At 68.7% G+C, this 19,812-nt stretch carries 18 protein-coding genes; 11 read left to right on the forward strand and 7 right to left on the reverse strand.

Annotation, left to right across the window (positions count from 1 at the left end; translation table 11 throughout):
• The first annotated feature begins 166 nt into the window (after nucleotides 1-166).
• The 5 genes from ACQ1W9_RS14205 to ACQ1W9_RS14225 are packed head-to-tail and all read left to right on the forward strand — an operon-like array spanning nucleotide 167 to nucleotide 6,442.
• A complete protein-coding gene (locus ACQ1W9_RS14205; RefSeq protein ID WP_431023952.1) occupies nucleotides 167-3,196 on the forward strand; it encodes a peroxidase family protein in 3,030 nt (1,009 codons plus the stop codon).
• Complete coding sequence (locus ACQ1W9_RS14210) at nucleotides 3,180-4,274, forward strand: hypothetical protein (RefSeq protein ID WP_431023953.1); 1,095 nt, start codon at nucleotides 3,180-3,182, stop codon at nucleotides 4,272-4,274. The genes ACQ1W9_RS14205 and ACQ1W9_RS14210 overlap by 17 nt, the downstream gene beginning before the upstream one ends.
• 27 nt (nucleotides 4,275-4,301) lie before the next feature.
• Nucleotides 4,302-4,751, forward strand: a complete 450-nt coding sequence (locus ACQ1W9_RS14215; protein ID WP_431023954.1) for a hypothetical protein — start codon at nucleotides 4,302-4,304, stop codon at nucleotides 4,749-4,751.
• 48 nt (nucleotides 4,752-4,799) lie between these two features.
• On the forward strand, nucleotides 4,800-5,030 hold the full coding sequence (locus ACQ1W9_RS14220; protein ID WP_431023955.1) for a hypothetical protein: 231 nt from the start codon (nucleotides 4,800-4,802) through the stop codon (nucleotides 5,028-5,030).
• Nucleotides 5,027-6,442, forward strand: a complete 1,416-nt coding sequence (locus ACQ1W9_RS14225; RefSeq protein WP_431023956.1) for a patatin-like phospholipase family protein — start codon at nucleotides 5,027-5,029, stop codon at nucleotides 6,440-6,442. The genes ACQ1W9_RS14220 and ACQ1W9_RS14225 overlap by 4 nt, the downstream gene beginning before the upstream one ends.
• A 186-nt stretch (nucleotides 6,443-6,628) precedes the next feature.
• On the opposite strand, the gene ACQ1W9_RS14230 is transcribed toward ACQ1W9_RS14225, so the two are convergent.
• The 3 genes from ACQ1W9_RS14230 to ACQ1W9_RS14240 all read right to left on the reverse strand — a co-directional run bounded on the left by ACQ1W9_RS14230 (nucleotide 6,629) and on the right by ACQ1W9_RS14240 (nucleotide 9,281).
• A complete protein-coding gene (locus ACQ1W9_RS14230; RefSeq protein ID WP_431023957.1) occupies nucleotides 6,629-7,327 on the reverse strand; it encodes a hypothetical protein in 699 nt (232 codons plus the stop codon).
• Nucleotides 7,328-7,346: 19 nt separating this feature from the next.
• A complete protein-coding gene (locus ACQ1W9_RS14235; RefSeq protein ID WP_431023958.1) occupies nucleotides 7,347-7,775 on the reverse strand; it encodes a hypothetical protein in 429 nt (142 codons plus the stop codon).
• A 540-nt stretch (nucleotides 7,776-8,315) separates the two neighbouring features.
• Nucleotides 8,316-9,281, reverse strand: a complete 966-nt coding sequence (locus tag ACQ1W9_RS14240; RefSeq protein ID WP_431023959.1) for an arsenic resistance protein — start codon at nucleotides 9,279-9,281, stop codon at nucleotides 8,316-8,318.
• A gap of 150 nt (nucleotides 9,282-9,431) precedes the next feature.
• On the opposite strand from ACQ1W9_RS14240, the gene ACQ1W9_RS14245 reads away from it, so the two are divergent.
• The 5 genes from ACQ1W9_RS14245 (at nucleotide 9,432) to ACQ1W9_RS14265 (ending at nucleotide 15,480) form a co-directional block, all read left to right on the forward strand.
• Nucleotides 9,432-11,417 carry a ligand-gated channel protein gene (locus ACQ1W9_RS14245; protein WP_431023960.1) on the forward strand — a complete coding sequence of 662 codons (1,986 nt, stop codon included), beginning with the start codon at nucleotides 9,432-9,434 and terminating at the stop codon, nucleotides 11,415-11,417.
• A gap of 131 nt (nucleotides 11,418-11,548) precedes the next feature.
• Nucleotides 11,549-12,502: an ABC transporter substrate-binding protein gene (locus tag ACQ1W9_RS14250; RefSeq protein ID WP_431023961.1), complete on the forward strand. Its 954-nt coding sequence runs from the start codon at nucleotides 11,549-11,551 to the stop codon at nucleotides 12,500-12,502.
• Nucleotides 12,503-12,537: 35 nt separating this feature from the next.
• A complete protein-coding gene (locus ACQ1W9_RS14255; RefSeq protein ID WP_431026452.1) occupies nucleotides 12,538-13,518 on the forward strand; it encodes a FecCD family ABC transporter permease in 981 nt (326 codons plus the stop codon).
• A 27-nt stretch (nucleotides 13,519-13,545) separates the two neighbouring features.
• A complete protein-coding gene (locus ACQ1W9_RS14260) occupies nucleotides 13,546-14,652 on the forward strand; it encodes a FecCD family ABC transporter permease (RefSeq protein ID WP_431023962.1) in 1,107 nt (368 codons plus the stop codon).
• A 21-nt stretch (nucleotides 14,653-14,673) separates the two neighbouring features.
• Complete coding sequence (locus ACQ1W9_RS14265; RefSeq protein WP_431023963.1) at nucleotides 14,674-15,480, forward strand: ABC transporter ATP-binding protein; 807 nt, start codon at nucleotides 14,674-14,676, stop codon at nucleotides 15,478-15,480.
• Here ACQ1W9_RS14265 and ACQ1W9_RS14270 read toward each other — a convergent pair.
• From ACQ1W9_RS14270 to ACQ1W9_RS14285, 4 genes are all read right to left on the reverse strand, one after another.
• Nucleotides 15,477-16,889 carry an esterase/lipase family protein gene (locus ACQ1W9_RS14270; protein WP_431023964.1) on the reverse strand — a complete coding sequence of 471 codons (1,413 nt, stop codon included), beginning with the start codon at nucleotides 16,887-16,889 and terminating at the stop codon, nucleotides 15,477-15,479. The genes ACQ1W9_RS14265 and ACQ1W9_RS14270 overlap by 4 nt on opposite strands.
• 67 nt (nucleotides 16,890-16,956) lie before the next feature.
• Nucleotides 16,957-17,799, reverse strand: coding sequence for an MOSC domain-containing protein (locus ACQ1W9_RS14275; protein WP_431023965.1), 843 nt, complete (start codon nucleotides 17,797-17,799; stop codon nucleotides 16,957-16,959).
• Between the two features lie 22 nt (nucleotides 17,800-17,821).
• Entirely contained in the window at nucleotides 17,822-18,454 is a 633-nt protein-coding gene (locus ACQ1W9_RS14280) for a LysE family translocator (protein ID WP_431023966.1), read from the reverse strand.
• Between the two features lie 19 nt (nucleotides 18,455-18,473).
• Nucleotides 18,474-18,764 (reverse strand): hypothetical protein, encoded by a 291-nt coding sequence (locus ACQ1W9_RS14285; RefSeq protein ID WP_346063806.1) that lies wholly within the window; start codon nucleotides 18,762-18,764, stop codon nucleotides 18,474-18,476.
• A gap of 126 nt (nucleotides 18,765-18,890) precedes the next feature.
• Here ACQ1W9_RS14285 and ACQ1W9_RS14290 point away from each other — a divergent pair, with 126 nt between their 5' ends.
• Complete coding sequence (locus ACQ1W9_RS14290; RefSeq protein WP_431023967.1) at nucleotides 18,891-19,784, forward strand: DMT family transporter; 894 nt, start codon at nucleotides 18,891-18,893, stop codon at nucleotides 19,782-19,784.
• The last annotated feature ends 28 nt before the right edge of the window (nucleotides 19,785-19,812 follow it).

The following is a 19,812-nucleotide window of genomic DNA, read 5'->3' on the forward strand; positions in this document are numbered from 1 at the left end:
ATCGATCGATAAATTTGACTCGAAATCCGTGATTCTCGTGACGATCGGCCAACCCCGACAGCCTCCTAAGAAAAACGTTGACTATACTTTTCTCGCCTTATCGCCGATCGAGGAGGACGCGGCACGCCGTCCCCGGCCCCTGCGCGTTCCCAAGGAGGATACCGGCATGTCTGCCGTGCGCGAGGATGCCACCCGTCCCGTTGGTCGCCGCCCCAGTTCGCTGTTCCTTCGGTGGGCACGACGATCGGCACGGCTGTCGGCAGGGGCGCTGATGATGATGGGCCTGGCCGCCTTGGCCCTGCCCGCCGCCGGCCAGACACCCGACGAGGCGTCCCTCTCCGACCAGGCCGGATCCCATCCCGAGGCCGACCACCCCAGTTGGATGCAGACCTGGCAGGCCCTGCGCGCCTGTCGGCGGATGATCGGCGGCGGCCTGCTGGAGGTCCCCGACGATCGCGCCGACCGCTTCCTGGGCAAGGTCCGCGAGGATACCGCCCACTGCCGCGGCGGCCGCCGCGCCCTGGGCTTCCTGGAACTCGATACCCCCTGGGTCGACTGGCAGAGCTACTGGGCCACCGGCGACGGCGCCTCGCGCAATGCCCGCTACGATGAGGGCTGGATCCGCTCCCTGGTGGGCGGGCTCAGCGAGCGCATCCACGTCAACCCCAATGCCCGCGGCATCGACGGCGCCCTGCTCGACCTGGAGTACGCCCGGGTCGAGCTGATCAAGTTCAACCTCTTCGACAACCTCACCTATGCGGAGTACGTGCGGGGCCGCGACGGCGCCCCCGGCCCCACCTTGCGCCGCTGGGACGCCCTGCGCCTGCCGCCGGAGCACCCCCAGTATGAGGCCGTGGGCGGCGACGGCGAGCAGCGCTGCCGGGGCAAGCTGATCCGCCATCGCACCCTCACCGGCATCTGCAACGACATCGATAACCCGCGCATGGGCGCGACCCGCACCCCCTTCGCCCGCAACGTGGAATTCACCGAGACCTTCCCCGACCAGGGCCATACCGAGCTGACCCGCAACCGCCACGGCGAGCGCCTCGGCCCGATGACCCCGGACCCGCAGCGCATCAGCCGCGAGCTCTTCACCCGGCCCCAGTCGCGGCCCGAGCTGTGCAACCAGGGCCAGGGCCTGCCCGGCCATGATCCCGCCGCCCACTGCGACTACCAGGCGGCGCCCTTCTTCAACGTCCTAGCCGCCTACTGGATCCAGTTCATGACCCACGACTGGTTCTCGCACCTGGACGAGGGCGAGAACGACCGCAGCCAACTGCTGCCGGCGGGCTGCGACGACCCGGCCCTGGGCTGCCGGCCGGAGGATCGCTTCCAGCCCAGCCTGGTGGCCGAGGATAGCCCCCCGGCCACCTTCACCCACGACGGCGAGCGCTACCTGGAGCGGGCCCACCGCACCTTCGACAACACCGTCACCGCCTGGTGGGACGCCTCCCAGCTCTACGGCTACGACGAGCGCAGCCGGCGCCGGGTCAAGCGCGACCCGGACGACCCCGCCAAGCTGCGGCTCAGGCCCCTGCCGGGCGACGAGGCGGGCTACCTGCCCCGCTTCGGCCCGAGCTGCGAGACGGCCGCCGAGGCAGCCGACTGTGACCCCATCCATCCCGTCTGGAGCGGCCAGGAGGCCGCCGCCTTCCCGGACAACTGGACCCTGGGCATCGCCTTCTACCACACCGTCTTCAGCCGCGAGCACAACGCCTTCGTCGACGCCTTCCGCGAGCGCGCCGCCGCCACCCCCGAGGCGGACTCCGGCCTGCGCGACCCCGCCGACCCGGAGCGGGTGATCCGCTACGCCGAGGTCAGCGACGACGAGCTCTTCGAGGCCGCGCGCCTGGTGGTCGCGGCGATGATCGCCAAGATCCATACCATCGAGTGGACGCCCCAGTTGCTCTATAACGAGCCCCTCTACCGCGGCATGAACTCCAACTGGAACGGCCTGCTGGCCGAGCATCCGCTGATGGATGGGGTGATGAACCGGGTCGTGGAACGCCTGCGCGACTCCGACGACACACGCCACGCCAATGCCTGGTACTCGGTGCTGGCCGCCGGCCCCGGTATCTTCGGCATGGGCAGCGAGCGCTACGAGGGGCGCACGGTATTCTCGCCCCTCCACCCGGGCCGCCGGGACGTCTGGTCACTGGCCGACCCCGAGCACGTCAACGGCGGCACCAACCACTTCGGCTCGCCGTTCAACTTCCCCGAGGAATTTATCACCGTCTACCGCCTCCACCCCCTGGTGCCCGACCTGCTGGAGCTGCGCCGACTCGACACCCCCGACCGCATCGCCCACCGGGTGCCGGCGGTGGAGGGCTTCCGCGCCGGCGCCAGCGACCTGCTGCGCGACCACGGGGTGGAGGACTGGGCGCTGAGCCTGGGTCGCCAGCGCCTGGGGCTGCTCACCCTGGGCAACCACGGCCAGTTCCTGCAGAACTTGCCAATGCCCCACCTGGAGGGCTCCGGGCGCCTGGATATCGCCGCCCTGGATATCATCCGCGACCGCGAGCGGGGCGTGCCGCGCTTCAACGAGTTCCGCCGCCAGTACGGCCTCAGGCAGCTGACCAGCTTCGACGACTTCATCGACCCGCGGCTACCGGCGGACCACCCCGAGCGCCAACGCCAGGCCGAGCTGGTCGAGCGCATGCGCGAGATCTACGGCCAGCACCAGTGCGACGCCGACAAGATCATCTCCCACGCCTACCGGGACGCCGAGGGACACTACCCCAACGACTGCCTGGGCCACCCGGACGGCAGCCTGGTGGACAATATCGAGGACGTGGACGCCGTGGTGGGCTGGCTGGCCGAGCCGGTGCGCCCCCACGGCTTCGCCATCTCCGAGACCCAGTTTGTGGTGTTTATCCTCAACGCCTCGCGTCGGCTGTTCAGCGACCGCTTCTTCACCTCCAGCTTCCGCCCGGAGTTCTACACCCAGTTGGGCCATGAGTGGGTGCTCAACAACGGCCCCGACGGCGTGGTCATGGAGCAAGGCACCCCCAACGGCCACCGCCAACCGGTGTCGCCCATGAAGCGGGTACTGCAGCGCACCGTGCCGGGGCTGGCCGAGGAGCTCGAGCCGGTGATCAATGCCTTCGACCCCTGGGCCCGGGATCGCGGCGACTACTACTCCCTGGAGTGGACGCCGCGGCCGGGCGCCGAGAACGATGATGCCTTCGCCGACTAGGCCCCGGCGGGGCGTCACCGCTCGGCGGCTGGCCCTGGTGGCGGTGCTGGCGACCCTGGCCGGCTGCGGCGAGGAGCCGCCGCCGGCCCTGGGCGAGGAGCGCGTCGCCCCCGGCGAGGCGGCCCTGGGCGCGGCCATGACCGAGCGCATCCTCGAGATCGGCGAACGCCACCGGGCCGCCGGCGAGCCCATCCCGCGCTTCAACCAGCCCAAGACCGTGGCCTGCGCCACCGCCACCTTCGAGGTGCCGCCCCTGGACGACGACCTGGCGGTGGGCCTCTTCGCCGAGCCGGGCCGCTTTGAAGCCCTGGTGCGCTTCGCCAACGCCACCCGGCAGGATGACCGCGACAAGGACCTGCGCGGCGCCTCGCTGCGCCTGTTCGGGGTGCCGGGGGCCGAGAGCCTCGCCGGCCCGCCGGGCCAGCAGGACTTCCTGTTCAACAGCCACCCGGCGCTCTTCGCCGGCACCCCCGAGGCCTTCTACCGCTTCGTCGAGGCGGTGGCCGACGAGCGCCTCTGGTGGTACTTCGTCAATCCCCTGGCCCCCCAGCCCCGCTCCCTGATGATCGCCCTGCGCGCCCGCGGCCAGCCCGACAGCCCCTTGGCGGTGACCTACTGGAGCACTACCCCCTACCGCTTCGGCGAGGGCCGCGCGGTGAAGTACTCGCTGCGTTCCTGCGCCGGCGACCCAGCCCCGATGGTGGCCCCCGACCCGGATCACCCCGACCATCTGCGCCATGCCCTGGCCGAACAGCTCGAGGAAGGCGAGGCCTGCCTGAGCTTCCAGGTGCAGCTCCAGACCGATCCCGAGGCCATGCCCATCGAGGACGCCTCGGTGGTGTGGGACGAGGAGGCCTCCCCCTTCCGCCCGGTGGCCCGGCTGATCCTGCATCGCCAGGCCATCGACACGCCCCAGGCCCTGGCGCGCTGCGAGTCGACGGTCTTCAACCCCTGGAACACCCACCCGGCCCACCGCCCCCTGGGCGGCATCAATCGCCTGCGCCGGGCCATCTACCAGGCCGCCGGGGCCCAGCGCACCACCCATAACGCCACGCTGGCGGGTGAGTCCCCGCCCTGAGCGTCCATCGACACAGGAGGAACGGCCATGAGTGCCACCGTGCAAGAGTGGTTGGGCCTGAGCCGAGAACGCCTCGACGACCTCTATCGCCAGGCCGGCCCCGGCCAGATCCCCCAGGGCGAGACCCGGGGTACCCCCATCGTCACCGGCAGCCTCTTCGCCCGGGCCTATGCCCGCTTCGCCCGGCTCTTCGCCTGGCAGGGCAAGGTCTTCGACATGTTCGCGGAGGACGGCTCCGCCGGGGTGCTGGTCAACAAGATCACCCCCTTCAGCCTCAGCTTCGTGGTGGCCAAGGTCTACCGGGGCGAGAGCTGGATGGACGGCAAGGCCACCATCATCATCGACTACTCCAGCACCTCCTTCTTCTTCCGCGCGGTGCGCGACGAAATCCGCGAGGTGGAGCCGGGCGTCTATTTGGGCAAGGTGTGGCTGGGGCGCCGGCGGATCCTCGACTTCGCCCTTGAGGCCCGCCGCTGACAGGGCCCCGGCTCAGATAGAGACACGCCGCTGACGGGGGAGGACCCCATGGATCAATACCTCAAGGTGAGCTACCCCAGCCGGCGCAAGGTGTGGGTGGACGGCCGCCCCGCCGGCTGGACCAACCGGCTAATGCAACTGGAGACCGGCCACCATGTGATCGGCCTCAACCCGCAGCGCCCCGACTTCACCCCCGAGTGCCACGAGATCCACTTGAGCGGCACCCGGGCCGATGCGCCCCTGGTGCTGCACTTCCGGCCCCGGGAGGCCACCCCATGAACCGCCGCCTCGCCGGACCGCTGTTCGCCCTGCTGCTGGCCGGCTGCGCCGGCTTTCCCGAGACCGCCCGCCTCGAGCGCATCGATGATGAGGCGGGCTACCGCTACGCCAATCTGGCGGACGCCGACGAGGGCGAGGCGCTCTTCGTGGTCGTGACCTTCTCCGGCGGCGGCACCCGGGCCGCGGCCCTGGCCTACGGGGTGCTGGAGGCCCTGCGCGACAGCCGGGTGCCCCTGGGCGGCGCGTCGCGCAACCTGCTCGAGGAGGTGGATATTCTCTCCTCGGTCTCCGGCGGCAGCTTTACCGCCGCCTACTATGCCCTGCACCGGGAGTCGATCTTCGCGGACGACGGGCCCTTCCTGCGCGACTTCCTCTACGCCGACCTGGAGGGCCGGCTCAAGCGCCGCCTGCTCAACCCCTACCACCTGGCGCGGCTCGCCTCCCCCACCTTCGGACGCATCGACCTGGCCGACGAGGTCTACCAGGCCACGCTGCTCGGCGACGCCACCTTCGCCGACCTGCCGCGCCGCAAGCCCTTCCTGCTGCTCAATGCCACCGACATGACCAAGGGCTCGTCCTTCGCCTTTATCCAGGCCCAGTTCGATCCCCTCTGCGCCGACCTGGACGGCGTCACGATCTCCCGGGCGGTGGCCGCCTCCTCCAACTTCCCCATCGCCTTTACGCCCCTCGCGCTGAATGCCTACCCCGGCCAGTGCGACTACCGGGAGCCGGCCTGGGTGGAGCGCGGCCTGCGCGACCTGGCCTCCAACCCGCGCCGCTACTACCGCGCCCGCAGCCTGCGCCGCTATCAGGAGCCGGGGCGGGATTACGTGCATCTGCTGGACGGCGGCGTGGCCGACAACCTGGGCCTGCGCCTGCCGCTGACCGCCCTGCGCTCCACCGACCCGCCCTGGAGCCTGCTGACCCGCCTCAACCTGGAGGCGATCGACAAGCTGGTGATCATCGTGGTGGACGCCAGGCCGGGGCGGGATCCCGGCTATGACGCCTCGCCCCGGGCGCCGGGGCTCGGCGCCGTGGTCAACCAGATCTCCAGCGTGCCCATGGCCAACTACTCCTTCGACAGCATCGAACTGCTGCGCCAGGCCCTGCGCACCCGCGCCGACGCCCAGCACCTCTCGGCGCAGCAAGAAGCCCCCGAGGACATCCTGCACGCCGCCGAGCTCTACCGCATCTATGTGGGCTTCGACCAGCTCGCCGACACCGATACCCGGGACTATTTCCTCAACCTGCCCACCAGCTTCCACCTTCCCGGCGACGACGTGGATGCCCTGCGCCGGGTCGGCCGGGCCCTGCTCGAGGGCGCCCCCTGCTTCCAGTCGCTGCTCAGCGGCGAGTACGACGAGCAGGCCTGCGTGCATGGGCTGCCCTCCGAGGGAGTGGAATTTCCTTGAACTCAAGGGTGAACAATTAAGAATTTAGGATCAGTCCAAGGGAAAGCCCCCTTGAAGAATAATAAAACACCTGAAAGACCACCTTTCTCACTATAAAAACCCCCTACCAACAACGCGTACCAAACACCAACTCCACACTGATAAAAAACCCTAAAAAACCAATTAAAAAACACCAACCCATAAAAACTACCTAAAAACCTCCTCGGTTGATGCATCAAGATACAACCGATCATTACTGCTCATACCACCACAGTAAACAAAATACACTGGAGAGTCCCTATGAGACATAGAATTAACCCATCCCCCTAGATCTTCAAAATCCTGTTCAGTACAGCGACCATCCTGAATCAATCTCCTGGCAGAATTAACAAAAACACCCTTATATAACCTATAGTCATCAGATCCAGCAACTAACTCTTCCATACCTGCTGCATCAGCAGCCGGATCAGCTGGCCGAACTCTAGATAGGTAGCTAATAGAGACCCACTCGGAAAAATACTCATCAATGATACCATTCCCTGATGAGCATTCAGAGTTACCCTCTTCTACAAACCGGCTTTCACCACTCTCACAAGCAGCGTTATATGGCTCAGACACACGTGCCCAGCCATCTCTCACCTCATATACATTCGTAGCCTCCCGAAACATAAGCCTGCCAACAACACCACAACTAGCAGACGGACAAGTCCTCCTGTTTAGACGATCTGACGTAACCCAATAAAGTTCTCCCACGGACTCAGAAAAGCCATCGTCAATCACTGAAGGATTATCAGCATCAGTGACTCTAGGAACTGAAGACTCAGTGTCAAAAAAACTATAAACACCAAGCAAAACCCCTCCCATGATAAAAATCATAGGAAAGGAAAGGATTTTAGATTTTTTCATCACAAAGCAACCTCGCAAATCAAAAAGAAGTAGGTTGTATAGAAAACTCCCCCCAGGTTCCATAAGACACTCTAAATGTAGAGGTTTTGGAATCGCTAACTCTCGCACTAACCTCAACCAATCCTCCTGCACAAATCCCGGTAGCCTTGGCTGCAAGCATGACCTCGCCCACGGGGAGGTACATTGTTACTTTTTCTCCAGGCGCTATATCTGCAACAGGCTCTCCATCAACAAAGACCCTGGATCGACAGGCCGATGTATTTAAACCTTGATCCCTCTTTACCACCACCTCTCCAAAACCTTGGCGAGGAGTGACAACCCCAGCATCAATAACATGCCTCATCTCAACTTCTCTAGCTTCTTCATTAGATACTAGCGTAGTTGCACAGGAAACCAAGAACATCAATGAAAAAAGCACAACAAAAAGCTTATAATTATACTCCGACATAATCCTAACCCTCCAACCCACACATGCTTTGAAAAAGGATATAGCCTTATAAAACACACAATATCCAGCTTAGTAAAAAACATTTCTCCCTGCCTTAGAAAGGCCTAACTTTTTGACTAGAGGGATAGTCGGTCAATTCCGCGGAGGTACCCCTGCTTCTACGGGGGAGGGGTACCTCTCACAAGGAGAAGGTGGCCTGGGTTACCAACCGGGGGTGATGAACCAAGGCTTGGGTGGCCGTTAATCGCCTGTTGAAGCAGGTAATTGATGGGTTGCCGAGGTATCAAATCGCCGGCTAAAGCCACAGTAGACCTGGTAGCCACCGGAGCAGGCCTGGTAGCCACGGGTGTGGTGGGAGCGTGGGTTTCCCGCGCGATTGGGCGACGCAGTCGCCCTTGTGGCCATACCCCCGATCGCCCTGCGGGCGATCAAGGCACCTGACGGCGCCAATCGCTCAGCGAAGCTGAGCTCCCACAAAAACCGCAGTGACGGCTTGAGGGGCAACATAGCATCTCCCACCACCCCACTGGGTTGATTGAACTAGGGAAGGGGGAAGAGGCGGGGGACCCAGCGCAGGAAGAGCAGCATGCCGAGCAGCTCGACCAGGGACTGGATCACCACCACGGTGACGGCGGCGTCGAAGCCGGCGGGGAGCGCCAGGGCCAGCGGCAGCACCACGAAGGAGTTGCGCGAGCCGAAGCCGAAGGCCAGCACCCGGCCCTGGGCGGCGGGCAGGCGGAAGGCGCGGCTAAAGAGCCAGGCGAGCCCCAGGGCCACACCGAGGAAGGCGGCGAACAGCGGCACCAGGCCGAACAGCAGGCCCGAGTGATCGCTCACTACGCCCACCTGCCCCGCCGCCACCAGGAAGAGCACCAGGGCCAGCAGCGGCACCGGCAGCCAGCCCAGCCCGGCCACCAGGCGTTGTCGCGGGGCGCGCCGCTCACTCGGGCCCTGCCTGGCCCAGCGCTCGGTCAGCCAGGCCGCCCCCAGGGGCAACAGGATCAGCCCGACGAAGGCCCCTAGCAGCTCGCGCCGCAGCAGCCCCGCCAGGGCCGCCTGGTCGAGAAACAGCCAGAGGTAGAGGGGCAGCAACAGCAGTTGCAGCAACAGGCTGAGCGGCGTCAGGGCCAAGGCGGCGGGGGTATCGCCGCCGCCCAGGTGGGTAAAGACCAGGAACCAATCGGTGCAGGGCACCAGCAGCACCAGCAGGATGCCCAGCATCACCGGCGGCGCCAGGGGCAGCTGCGCCAGGCCCCACAGCAGCAGCGGTATCACCAGGAAGTGGCCCAGCAGGGCCGCCGCCAGCAAGCGAGTCCTCGCCAACCGCCGCCAGGCGCCAGCTAAGGGCACCTGGGTAAAGGTGGCATAGAGCAGGGCCCCCAGCAGCGGCCAGAGCCCCGCCATCAGGGCCTCGGCCAGGCCCCCCCAGTAAGCGCCCACCAACAGGCCGGCGCCCACCGCCAGCAGGTAGAGCACCACCTGGTACTGCTCCAGCCGTTCCCGCATGCCTCCTCCCTACCGCCTTGTTCCTTACCGCGTTGTGATTCGCCGAACGGGCCGTTCGACCCTTAGGGTGCGAACTTATGAAACAATGAGATGTATTCGCATTAGCAATCATTGCCGGCCCCGCCGGCATCCTACTCGAGGAGCGAGTTCATGTCTCATCCCCTGGCCCGGCCCCTGCTGTCCGCCAGCATCGCCTCCCTGGCGGCCCTGTCCATCCAGCCCGCCCTGGCCGCCCAGGCCACCCAGACCGACGACGGCCAGAGACTCGACAATATCGTCGTCACCGCGGCGGGCTTCGAGCAGCAACTCCAGGACGCGCCGGCCTCCATCAGCGTGATCGGCCGCGAGCAACTGGAGCGGCGTCACTACCGGGACATCATCGATGCCCTGCGCGACGTGCCCGGGGTGATCGTCACCGGCGGCGGCGCCGGTGACAACGGCGCCGATATCAGTATCCGTGGCATGCCGGCCCAGTACACCCTGCTGCTGGTGGACGGCCGCCCGCGCAACTCCCGGGAGTCGCGCCCCAACGGCAGCGCCGGCTTCGAGCAGGACTGGCTGCCGCCGCTGTCCGCCATCGAACGTATCGAGGTGATCCGCGGCCCCATGTCGACCCTCTACGGCTCGGATGCCATCGGCGGGGTGGTCAACGTCATCACCCGCAAGGTAGCCGAGGAGTGGCACGGCGAGCTACGGCTCGACACCGTACTCCAGGAGGACAGCGCCTCCGGCGATAGCCGCCAGGCCAATGTCTACCTCAGCGGGGCCCTGGTGCCCGACCTGCTGGGCCTGCAGGTCTATGGCCGCGCCTCCCAGCGCGACGAGGACGATATCCTCAACGGCTACGAGGACAAGCGCCTGCAGAGCCTGACCGCGCGCCTGGCCCTGACCCCTCACCAGGATCATGATATCGCCCTCGAGGCCGGGCGCACTCACCAGGAGCGCCGCTCGCTGATGGGTCACTCGGCGCCCGCCGAAGGCTGCCGCGGCGGCTGCACGGACAACGTCGGCGACTACAGCAACGAGCACCTGGCGCTGACCCACAGCGGACGCTGGGGCATCGGCACCAGCGAGAGCCATCTGCAGCGCGAGGTGAGCGAGAACGCGTCCCGCCAGATGGAGATCACCAACACCCAGGCGCGCACCAGCCTGCTGCTGCCGCTGGGCCGGCATATGCTGACCCTGGGCGCCGATTACGAAGAGGAGTCGCTGGACGACCAGACCAGCAACCAGATCTCCGACCGCACCCATATTTCCAGCAGCCAGTGGGGCCTGTTCGTCGAGGACGAATGGCTGCTCACCGAGCGCTGGGCGCTGACCGGCGGGGTGCGCCTGGACGACAGCGAGAACTACGGCAGCCATCTCAGCCCGCGCCTCTACAGCGTCTTCAGCCTGACCCCGGAGTGGACCCTCAAGGGCGGCGTCTCCACCGGCTACCGCTCGCCGAACCTGCGCGAGATCACCCCGGACTGGGGACAGACCAGTCGTGGCGGCGATGTCTACGGCAACCCCGACCTGGAGCCGGAGACCTCCCTCAACAAGGAACTGGCGCTGCTCTATAGCGGCGACAACGGCCTGAGCGGCGGCCTGACCCTCTTCCATAACGACTTCGAGGACAAGATCACCCGCATCGCCTGCCCCGAGGGCGTCTGCGCCGATGAACCCAACCAGTTCGGCAGCGATCCCACCTATCGGGTCAACGTCGACGAGGCGGTCACCCAGGGCGTCGAACTGCACCTGACCGCGCCGCTGGGCGAGCGCCTGGCGCTCACCGGCAGCTACACCTTCACCGACTCCGAGCAAAAAAGCGGCGAGTACGAGGGCGAGCCGCTGACCCAGCTGCCGCGCCACCAGGCCAGCCTGAGCCTCGACTGGCAGGCCTCCGAGCGCCTCGACCAGTGGACCCGGGTGACCTACCGCGGCGAGGAGAGCCAGCCCAACACCGGGCCGTCCCAGAGCGCCATCGTCGCCCCCTCCTACACCTTCGTCGACGCCGGTCTCGGCTACCAACTGACCCCCAACGCGCGGATCAATGCCGGCATCTACAACCTCTTCGACGAAACCATCACCTACGACGAGTACGGCTATGTGGAGGATGGCCGTCGCCTGTGGCTGGGCCTCAACGTCAGCTTCTGAACCCGTTGCGACTCTTCGAACGGACCGTTCCGAAAGCCTGCTAAGAAGCCGCGTTTGAAATTGATTAACATTCCCCCCTTGTCGCCCCCGGTCTCGGGGGCGACACCCGCATGACACTCAAGGAGAGTCCCATGTCGCTGTCTGCCTCCGCCCTCACCCGCCACCGCCTGGCCGGCCTGGCCCTGCTGCTCGGCCTGGTTGCCAGCCAGTCCGCCCTGGCCGCCACGCTGGAGACCGCCCACGGCCCCGTGGAGGTCGGCGACGACCCGCAGCGGGTCGTGACCCTCTACGAGGGCGCCCTCGACGCGGCCCTGGCCAGCGGCGTGGTGCCGCTGGGCGCGGTGACCACCCGCGGCGGCGACGGCGTGGCCCGCTATATCGACGACTACCTGGCCGCTCATCATCCCGAGACCGACCTGGCCATCGTCGGCGTGGTACGCGAGATCAACCTGGAGGCGGTGCTGGCCCAGCGCCCGGACCTGATCCTGGCGCCGCCGCAGCTCGCCGACGAGCAGTACGCCCTGTTGTCGCGTATCGCCCCCACCATCGTGCCCCCCGGCCAGCCCCTGGGCCCGGATAACTGGCAGGACGAGAGCCGCCTCTATGCCCAGGCCCTGGGCCGCGAGGCCCAGCTGGAGGCGGCCATCGCCGAGGTGGAGAGCCGCGCTCATGAGCTGGCCGAGGCGCTCGCCGAGGCCGAGGTCAGCGGCGAGGCCAGCCTGGTACGCTGGATGCCCCAGGGCCCCCTGGTGATGTCCGAACGGCTGTTCGCCACCGGCCTGCTGAAGACGGTGGGGCTCGAGGTCAGCGACGGCGGCCTGGTCAACGACCGCGGCGTGCACAGCGACCCACTGAGCCTGGAGAACCTGGGCCGGGTGGATAGCGACTGGCTGTTCCTGGCCACCCTCAATGCCGAGGGCCAGGAGGCCCTGGACGCGGCGCGCACCTCGCCGGCCTTCGCCCGTCTCGAGGCGGTGGCCAACGACCGCGTGGTACCGGTGGACGGCCAGCTGTGGAGCAGCGCCACCGGCGCCCTGGCCGCCCTGGCGGTGCTCGACGATATCGAAGCCGCCCTGCTGCCGTGATTGCCGTCCTGCCCCGCCGCGGCCTGCCCGAGGGCCTGGGCCGCCCCCTCGCCGGCCTCGCCCTGCTGCTGGGCCTGGCGGTGCTGGCCAGCCTGCTGCTGGGCGCCGGCGAGGTGACCGCGGGCCGCGCCCTGGCGGTGCTGGCCGGCGGCGGCGACGCGGAGGCCCGCTTCGTGGTGGGCTCGCTGCGCCTGCCGCGCACCCTGATCGGCGCGGCGGTGGGCCTGGCCCTGGGCGTGGCCGGGGCCCTGCTCCAGGCGGTGTCGCGCAACCCCCTGGCCGAGCCCGGCCTGCTGGGGGTCAGCGCCGGCGCCGCCTTCGCCGTGGCCCTGGCCCTGTGGCTCGGCGCCAGCGCCACCACCCTGCGGGTGGCGGTGGCCCAGGCCGGCGCCCTGGCCGGCTGCCTCTGCGTGCTGGGGGTGGCGCGGCTGCGCGGCCTGGGCAACGACCCCATTCGCCTGGTGCTGGCCGGGGCGGCCTTCTCGGCGCTGCTGGCCGCCCTCACCTCGCTGCTGCTGCTGTTCGATCAGCGCGCCGCCGACGAGATCCGCTTCTGGGTGATCGGTAGCCTCTCCGGGCGCCGCCTGGCGGACCTGCTGGCGGTGCTGCCCAGCCTGAGCGTGGCGCTCGCCATTACCGCCCTGGTGGCGCGCCCCCTGGCGGCCCTGGCCCTGGGCGAGCGGGTCGCCTCGGGGCTCGGCCATCGCCCGGGGCGCATTCGCGGCCTGGTGGTGCTGGCGGTGGCGCTGCTGGTGGGGGCGGCCACCGCCATCGCCGGGCCCATCGCCTTCGTCGGCCTGGTGGTGCCCTTCGCCGCCCGCGCCCTGGCCGGCCCGGATATTCGCCGCACCCTCTGGCTCTGCCTGCCCCTGGGCCCGCTGATGGTGATCGGCGCCGATATCGTCTCGCGGCTGCTGGTGGCTCCCTCGGAGCTGTCGCTGGGGGTGCTCACCGCCCTGTGCGGCGCCCCGGTACTGATCCTGGTGGTGCGCGCCCGCCGCCTGCCGAGCCTCTGAGTCAGGAGAGAGACGCCTGGAGCCCCCATGCTATTGAGTCCCGATACCGTCAGCCGACGGCTGGAGGCCACCCCGCGGGCGGCCTCCCCCGAGGTCAGCGCCCCGCCGGGGCGCTGGCGCCTGGCCTGGGGCGGCCATAGCCTGCTCGTCGACCGGCGCGACCTGATCGCTATCCTTTTGCTGATGCTCGGCCTGCTCGCCGCTTCCGCCGCCTATCTGGCCCTGGGCAGCGTGACCCTGGGACCCGGCGAGCTCTATGCCGGCCTGCGCGGCGGCGGCGATCCCATGGCCGGCTTCCTGGTCCAGGAGCTGCGCCTGCCGCGCCTGGTGGCGGCCTGGCTCACCGGCGCCGCCTTCGCCGTGGCCGGCGGCCTGATGCAGACCCTGGCCCGCAACCGCCTGGCCACCCCGGGCATCATCGGTATCGACAATGGCGCCACCGCCTTCGCGGTGGCCTCCGTGGTGGGACTCGGCGTCTCCCTGGCGCCGCCGGCCATGGCCCTGGCCGGCGCCACCACCGCCGCGGCCCTGACCTTCGGCCTGGCCAGCGGCGGCGATACCCGCGGCTACCGCTTTATCGTCGCCGGCATCGGCGTGGGGGCGGTGTTTGGTGCCATCACCCAGCTGTTGCTGGCGCGGGTGGCCATCGATACCGCCAATGCCGCCTACCCCTGGACGGTGGGCACCCTCAATGCCCGCTCCGGCCAGGCGGTCACGGTGCTGGCCATCGGCCTGGCCGTCGGCCTGCCCCTGGCGCTGGCCCTGGCCCGCTCGCTGAGCCTGATGCGCTTCAGCGATGCCGTGGCCAGTGGCCTCGGCGTCATGCTGCGCCGGCGCCGCCGGCAGGTGCTGTCGCTATCGGTGCTGCTTACCGCCCTGGCCGTGGCGGTGGCCGGCCCGGTGGGCCTGGTGGGGCTGGTGGGGCCGGAGATCGCCCGCTCCCTGGCCTCGAAGCGCGGCGTGCCGATCCTCGCCTCGGCCCTGGCCGGGGCCCTGGTGATGGTGCTGGCCGACCTGGTGGGGCGGGTGCTGCTGGCCCCCATCGAGCTGCCGGTGGGCATCGTCACCGCCATCGTCGGCGGCCCCTGGCTGCTATGGATCCTGCTGCGCCCCGCCGCAAAACCCCTGGCCTAGCTTCATCATAAGGAATCGACCATGACCGCCGCCCACCACCATCGCCTCCAGGCCCGGGAGCTGAGCCTGGCCCACGGTCGCCAGGCCGTGATCGACGGCCTCGACCTGAGCCTGCCGCCGGGCCGGGTCACCGCCATCGTCGGGCCCAACGGCTGCGGCAAGTCGACCCTGCTGGCCGGCCTGGCCCGGCTGCATGCCCCGGGGGGCGGCGCGGTGCTCCTCGATGGCGAGGACATCCGGCGCCTGCCGGCGCGCACCCTGGCACGGCGCCTGGCGCTGCTGCCCCAGGAGGCCAGCGCCCCGGAGGGGCTCACCGTGGGCGACCTGATTCGCTTCGGCCGCCAGCCCCACCAGGGCTGGCTGCGCCAGTGGTCCGCCGACGACCAGCGGGCGGTCAGCGAGGCGCTGGCCGCCGCCGACCTGGAGAACCTGGCCGAGCGCCCCCTGGAGGCGCTCTCCGGCGGCCAGCGCCAGCGCGCCTGGATCGCCATGACCATCGCCCAGCAGACCCCGCTGCTGCTGCTCGACGAGCCCACCTCGGCGCTGGACCTGGGCCACCAGCTGGAGGTCTTCGAGCTGGTGCGGCGCCTGGCCGAGGCCGGACGCACCCTGGCCCTGGTGCTCCATGACCTGCCCAGCGCCTGCCGCTACGCCGACCACCTGGTGGCCATGCGCGACGGCCGCATCATCGCCCAGGGCCCGCCCGCCGAGGTGGTCACCCGGGAACTGGTCCGCGAACTCTATGACGTGGAGTGCACCCTGCTCAGCGACCCGGCCACCGGCACCCCGGTGCTCACCAACCTGCGCCGGGTGCGCGCCAGCCGCTAATCCGCTGCGGCATCGTCGCGCAGCGTCACGACCCGCTGATGCTGGGACCGATGCAGCACGATATCCACCAGCAGGGTGCGGTGGGGCCGGAAGAAGGCGGCCAGTTGGGCCGCGTCCAGGCGCAGGTCGTCGATATCCTCGTCGGCGTAGGTGAGAAAGCCCACCGGGGGATCCGCCGCCTTCTCCGATCCCAGCATGGGGTCGGCGGTGATCGACAGACCCAGCTCGGTGCCGGCCTTGGCCACCTCGTGACGCAGCCGGGCGGTATCGATATAGAAGCTGCGATAGGAGGCGTCGTCGCCGTAGGGGTGCACCTTGAGGATCACCTGTTCGTGCATCACCCGGGCCAGGGCGCCGCCGTCGCGGCGGTCGTCCCGGGGGTCGTAGAACTCGATCAAATAGTCCGGCACCGGCGCCCCGAACTGATCCACCACCCGCACCAGGGTATTCTGGTAGCCGGACTTGCCCCGGCGCCCGCCGGGGGCCCGAGTCAGGGCCGCATTGGCCGCCTCCCAGGCATCGCAGTGGGCCGCGAAGCCGTCATCCTCCACGCCCAGGGCCTCGAGGATCAGCCCCAGGGCCCGGCGCTGGGCGGCGCTGAGGCGGCTCTCCGGGCTATTGAGCTTGATGGTGGTGTGATCGAGGCCATCGACGATGCGAAAGGCGCAGCGTCCGCCGGAGTCCTGCCAGCCCGCCAGGCGCGGCACCGTGACCGGGCGCCCCTGGTGGTGGCCCTCCTCGAAGTGGATCTGGCCCCGGGCGCAGTTGAGGTTGGCGGTGGAAATGCGCACCGTGCCGTCGCCCCCCGCCTCGTTGGCCACCGAGCGGATACCGCCATAGCCGTGGTTGCCGACCAACACGCTGCACAGGGTACGCCCCGGGGCGAAGGGGCCCGGCTCGCCGACGAAGCGGTCGCGCAGGGCCAGCTCCCAGCTATAGGGGCTGGCCAGTTCCAGGCCACGCAGGATCCCGGCGCCGGCCTCGAAGCGCGGCTGTTCCCGCTGGCGGTTGAAGAAGCCATTGATCGCCCGTCCCACCAGCGAGCGCCCGTGATGGGCCAGGGGCGAGCCGAAGTTGGCCGGGGCCAGCATCACCAGGTGCTTGACGGGGTAGGCGTCGGGGGCGAAGTGGCGGGCCAGCCAGTCGCGGATCACCAGGCCGCCGGTGGAGTGGACGATGGCATCCACGCTGGCCGGGGCGCGGGGCAGGTCGTGGCGGGTCCAGGCCCGCTCCAGGGCCGCCTGGAGGTCATCGAAGCGCAGGGCGTCGTGGCGGGAGAGGTAGTCGCCGATGGCGATGCGCCGGATGCGCCGCTCGCCCAGGTGGCGACGCAGGTGACCGGCCAGGCGCTCGAAGGCCTCGCCGGTGTCGTTCCAGCCATGCAGCAGGATCAGGGGTCGCTGGGCCATGGCGCGCCTCTCCCTCGACGGGCCCCGGATGGGGCGGCCGCCGTGGGTCGGCGGCCCTGATCCCAGCTTAGCTGGCGCTTAGTCGATCTCCCACCCGCAGCATCTCCCCCTCGCCGGCCAGCAGGATGGCGTTCTGGCCGAAGTAACCGCCCTTGAGCTGGGGCTGGGTCTTCATCTCGATCAGGGTCTGCAGCGGCTCACCGGGGCGGGGGATCTCGCCGATGCGCTGATCGACGGTGGGGATCTGGCAGCGCTTGCAGGGCTTGCGCAGCCCCAGGCGATAACGCCCTCCCTCGGCCGCCAGGCTCTCCCAGCCATCCTCGGCGAAGGCCTCGTTTGCGGCGACGACGAGATTGGGCCGGAAACGCTCCATGGGCACCGGGTCCAGGCCCTTGCCCCGCAACACCGCGTTGAGGGCGTCCAGGGATGCCTGGTTGGCCACCAGCAAGGGATAGCCATCGGCGAAGCCGGTATGGGCCCGCTCGCCATCGCGCAGGTGGTCGGGTTCCACCGCGCGGCGATGCTCCTCGGGAAAGCGCACCAGCCTCAGTCCCTGCTGCCTGACGCGGCCCAGTACCTCGGTCAGCCAGCCGGCCGCCTGCTCGCCCTCGTCGAGGCCCGGGCAGTGCTGCTTGAAGATCTCGACCCGGCGACGGGGCCGCTCCCGCGGTGCCAGCGGCACGCTCAGCGGCGCCGCCTCGGGGTGCTCCAGCACCAGCGCCGCGTCCTCCAGGCGCACACGAATCCGCGCCATGCCGGGCAGTTGGCGCTGGGTGACGAAGCGCCCGGCCTCGTCCACCACCATCCAGCGACGGTCCCACTCGAGCCCCCGGGGACCGAGCTCGGCCGCGTCCAGGGCGATGCCGCCCAGCGACTTGACCGGATAGATGGCAACCTGGGTGATCTGCATTCTCGACTCCTGAGCGATAGACCTACTGGCTGGAGGCGACCAGGGTTCCCCCGGCCGCCATAAAGAGTCCGCCGGTGGCGCGATTGAAGGCCCGCACCCGGCCGGGACGATCGAACCAGCGCCCCAGGCCGGAGCCCATGGCGGCATAGAGGGACATCAGGCTGGTATCGATCACCAGCCAGGTCAGCGCCAGGATGGCGAACTGCAGCAGTTGCGGCTCGCCCACGCTGATGAAGTTGGGAAACAGGGCCGCGAAGAAGAGCAGGTCCTTGGGGTTGCTGATCCCCACCATGAAACCATGGCGAAACAGTCGCGGAATCGAGGTGCCGACCGCCTCGTCCGGCGCCGGGGCCCCCTGGGTCGGCGCCTCGGGCCGGGCCAGCCAGGCCTGCAGGCCGAGGAAGATCAGGTAGGCGCCCCCCGCCAGCTTGAGGAGCTGGAAGGCGGTCTCGGAGGTGGCCAGGATGGCGCCGAGCCCCAGAGCGGAGAGCGTCATCATCACCAGCGAGGCCAGGGTGCCACCCAGCACCGTGGCGGTGGCGCGGTGGCGGCCGAAGCGCAGCCCATGGGCAGTGCACAGCAGCGCCACCGGGCCGGGAAAGATGATCAGGGCGCTGATCACGCCCACATAGGTCAGCCAGGTCCATGGCTCCATGAGTCCCTTCCTCTTTCCGTTACAGGCGTTCGATATCGATCAGGTAACCGATGATGGGGTAGCCCGCCTTGCGGGCGGCCTTCTCGGCCTCCATCTGCGCCTCCAGCTTGGAGATACTGGAGGACTGGTACTCGAAGACCTCGTCCAGGGCGAGCTGCCGGGGGCGCACCGCCAGCTTGACGCGGTAGCCGACGCGATGGGCGCTGACCGCCGGTTTCGGCGGCTTGGGCGCAGGGGTCTTCTTGGGCTTGGTGAAGGCATCGATCTGGCGACGGATGCTCTCCTCGAAGTCATTCAGGTCTGCTGACATAGGCGTATCTGGTGTTCCCTGGGGATGCCCCCCTACTATACCAGAGGCATCGCCTATACCAGAGCCATCGCCAGCCCCCAGCGGCAACGCCACGGCAGGCGTTGTCCCCTCTCCCAAGGAGCCCTTATGTCACCGGCCGATTCCCTGCGCCTGCTGTTGCTCTCCTCGCTATGGGGGCTCTCCTTTATCTTTATGCGGGTGGCGGTGCCGGAGTTCGGCCCGGTGCCCTTGATCCTGGTGCGCATGGGGGTGGGGGCCCTGCTGCTGGTTCCGCTGCTGCTCAGCCTGCGCTACCTGCGCCTGGTGTGGCAGAACAAGGGGGGCCTGCTGCTGCTGGGCCTGGTCAATCATGTGCTGCCCTTCTCGCTGCTGGCCCTGGCCACCACCCGGCTGGAGGCGGGCTTCACCTCCCTGATCAATGCCACCACGCCGATCTTCACCGCCCTGCTGGGGGCGCTCTGCTTCGCCACCCCGATCCAGCGCCAGCAATACCTGGGGCTGGCCCTGGCCTTCTTCGGCGTCTATGTGCTCTCGGCGGATCGCCTCGACTTCGCCCTGGGCGGCGACGGCTGGTTTATCCTCGCCGTACTCGGCGCCACCTTCTGCTACGGCCTGGCCAGCAACTACTCCAAGGCCTACCTCGCCCACCTGCCGGTACGGGTCCTGGCAGCGGGCAGCTCGGCCATGTCGGCGCTGCTCCTGCTGCTGCCGGGGCTCTGGCTATGGCCCACGGAGCCGATCGGCGGCCTGGCCTGGGCCAACGGCCTGGCACTCGCCGCCTTCAGCACCACCGGCGCCTTCCTGCTCTACTTCGGGCTGATTGCCAGCGCCGGGGCCACCGCCACTTCCACGGTGACCTTCCTGGTGCCGGTCAGCGCCCTGCTATGGGGCTATCTACTGCTGGGAGAACGGCTCGGCCTGCAGATCCTCGTCGGCATGGCCATCACCCTGGTGGGCACCGCCATCGCCACCGGCCTGCTGCGCCTGAGGCGCCCGGGGCGGGACCTGGACTGCCCCTGAGAAGACGAGGAAAGCATCGACCGATAGG

The organism is Halomonas sp. H5 (assembly GCF_050613175.1).
Classification (GTDB): domain Bacteria; phylum Pseudomonadota; class Gammaproteobacteria; order Pseudomonadales; family Halomonadaceae; genus Bisbaumannia; species Bisbaumannia salifodinae.

Coding starts and splice junctions, on each gene's coding strand:
- ACQ1W9_RS14205 (WP_431023952.1), top strand. CDS start 167: ATGTCTGCCGTGCGCGAGGATGCCACCCGTCCCGTTGGTCGCCGCCCC.
- ACQ1W9_RS14210 (WP_431023953.1), top strand. CDS start 3,180: ATGCCTTCGCCGACTAGGCCCCGGCGGGGCGTCACCGCTCGGCGGCTG.
- ACQ1W9_RS14215 (WP_431023954.1), top strand. CDS start 4,302: ATGAGTGCCACCGTGCAAGAGTGGTTGGGCCTGAGCCGAGAACGCCTC.
- ACQ1W9_RS14220 (WP_431023955.1), top strand. CDS start 4,800: ATGGATCAATACCTCAAGGTGAGCTACCCCAGCCGGCGCAAGGTGTGG.
- ACQ1W9_RS14225 (WP_431023956.1), top strand. CDS start 5,027: ATGAACCGCCGCCTCGCCGGACCGCTGTTCGCCCTGCTGCTGGCCGGC.
- ACQ1W9_RS14230 (WP_431023957.1), bottom strand. CDS start 7,327: ATGAAAAAATCTAAAATCCTTTCCTTTCCTATGATTTTTATCATGGGA.
- ACQ1W9_RS14235 (WP_431023958.1), bottom strand. CDS start 7,775: ATGTCGGAGTATAATTATAAGCTTTTTGTTGTGCTTTTTTCATTGATG.
- ACQ1W9_RS14240 (WP_431023959.1), bottom strand. CDS start 9,281: ATGCGGGAACGGCTGGAGCAGTACCAGGTGGTGCTCTACCTGCTGGCG.
- ACQ1W9_RS14245 (WP_431023960.1), top strand. CDS start 9,432: ATGTCTCATCCCCTGGCCCGGCCCCTGCTGTCCGCCAGCATCGCCTCC.
- ACQ1W9_RS14250 (WP_431023961.1), top strand. CDS start 11,549: ATGTCGCTGTCTGCCTCCGCCCTCACCCGCCACCGCCTGGCCGGCCTG.
- ACQ1W9_RS14260 (WP_431023962.1), top strand. CDS start 13,546: ATGCTATTGAGTCCCGATACCGTCAGCCGACGGCTGGAGGCCACCCCG.
- ACQ1W9_RS14265 (WP_431023963.1), top strand. CDS start 14,674: ATGACCGCCGCCCACCACCATCGCCTCCAGGCCCGGGAGCTGAGCCTG.
- ACQ1W9_RS14270 (WP_431023964.1), bottom strand. CDS start 16,889: ATGGCCCAGCGACCCCTGATCCTGCTGCATGGCTGGAACGACACCGGC.
- ACQ1W9_RS14275 (WP_431023965.1), bottom strand. CDS start 17,799: ATGCAGATCACCCAGGTTGCCATCTATCCGGTCAAGTCGCTGGGCGGC.
- ACQ1W9_RS14280 (WP_431023966.1), bottom strand. CDS start 18,454: ATGGAGCCATGGACCTGGCTGACCTATGTGGGCGTGATCAGCGCCCTG.
- ACQ1W9_RS14285 (WP_346063806.1), bottom strand. CDS start 18,764: ATGTCAGCAGACCTGAATGACTTCGAGGAGAGCATCCGTCGCCAGATC.
- ACQ1W9_RS14290 (WP_431023967.1), top strand. CDS start 18,891: ATGTCACCGGCCGATTCCCTGCGCCTGCTGTTGCTCTCCTCGCTATGG.